This window comes from Actinotalea ferrariae CF5-4 (assembly GCF_000603945.1).
Taxonomy (GTDB): Bacteria; Actinomycetota; Actinomycetes; order Actinomycetales; family Cellulomonadaceae; genus Actinotalea; species Actinotalea ferrariae.
Genome location: NZ_AXCW01000376.1, coordinates 1 through 786, shown reverse-complemented (window position 1 = coordinate 786; position 786 = coordinate 1). Strand labels below are relative to the sequence as shown.

Annotated in this window: 1 protein-coding gene; it reads right to left on the bottom strand. The window is 76.8% G+C overall.

Annotation, left to right across the window (positions count from 1 at the left end; translation table 11 throughout):
- Positions 1-551, bottom strand: a 551-nt coding sequence (locus tag N866_RS17950) for a DUF429 domain-containing protein (RefSeq protein WP_052023238.1), incomplete at its 3' end; no start/stop codon positions are given.
- Positions 552-786: the final 235 nt, after the last annotated feature.

Below are 786 nucleotides of genomic sequence, written 5' to 3'. Positions count from 1 at the left end.
GCCCCCAGCGCCAGCGGGTCCTCGCAGTGCTTCTCCATCTGGGCGAGGAGGTCGCCGAGCGCGACGCGCAGCCGCGGCACGTCACGAGCCGGCCCGCGCTGCTTGTACGGGATGACGGTGTCGAGGTCGAAGAGCGTGACCATCGCCGGGTGCGGGTAGACCTCGACGGCGACGGGGCGGTCCAGGCCCGGCGGCGTCGTCGGGTCGACGTCCCAGCCGAGGCGCTCGGCCAGCACCTCCCCGCGCGGAGGGTCGAACCACGGCCAGGACCGGTTGGCGGGGTGGCAGCCGGCGTGGAACGCCCGGAACTCGCGGGTCACCTGCGCCTCGCACGGGCGCTGCCCGGTCGCGTTCGGCACCACCAGCGGGGCGTCCACGGCCGCGACGACGACGGCGCCGCGTGCGTGGGCGTCGACGAAGGCCGCGATCTCGTCGTCGCTGCGGACCGAGCCGGAGCCGACCAGCCGGCCGTCCACGTCGAGGGCAGCGACGCCCGTGCGGTTGCGGTGGCTCCACGCCAGGTCGATCCCGAGGTGCACCACGGTGGTCACGCGTCCAGCCTCCCACCTCCAGCAGCGCGAGGAACCGGACGACGACGACGAGGGTCGGGCGCGTCCCGGGCGGGGGCGACCGGCTCCCCCACAGGCCGGGCGGGTCGGGGCCGCGCGTGTCGGTGCCGGGTGGCAGCGTCCGGGCCGTGAGCCGCCGTCGTGATCCCTTCGCCCGCGCCGTCGGGCGCCGACGGCGGCGCGCGAACCGGCTGGTCACGGCCGTCGCGACCACGGT